1 protein-coding gene is annotated in these 323 nt (G+C 72.4%); it reads left to right on the plus strand.

The features are described from left to right. Nucleotides 1-323, plus strand: a 323-nt coding sequence (locus MKK75_RS32370; protein WP_244046573.1) for a MucR family transcriptional regulator, incomplete at both ends; no start/stop codon positions are given.

A 323-nucleotide genomic window follows, 5' to 3' on the forward strand; every position in this document is an offset into this window, starting at 1 on the left:
TCGAACAATCCCGTCCCGGCCGCTGAGCTGCCTGCCCTGATCGCCCGGGTGCACGGGGCCGTCTCCGGCCTCGCCTCCGGTACCCTGACGGCAGAGACCGGCGCGACCGCGCAGGCCGAGATCGACCGGCCCAGCGCCGCCCAGATCCGCAAGTCGGTCCGGCCCGACGGCATCGTCAGCTTCATCGACGGCAAGACCTACAAGACGCTCAAGCGCCACCTGACCAGCCACGGGCTGGACCCGCGGGCCTACCGCGACCGCTACGGCCTGCCGGCCGATTACCCGATGGTCGCCCCCGCGTATGCCGAGCAGCGCTCGGCGCT

Source organism: Methylobacterium sp. J-030, assembly GCF_022829545.1.
GTDB lineage: Bacteria > Pseudomonadota > Alphaproteobacteria > Rhizobiales > Beijerinckiaceae > Methylobacterium.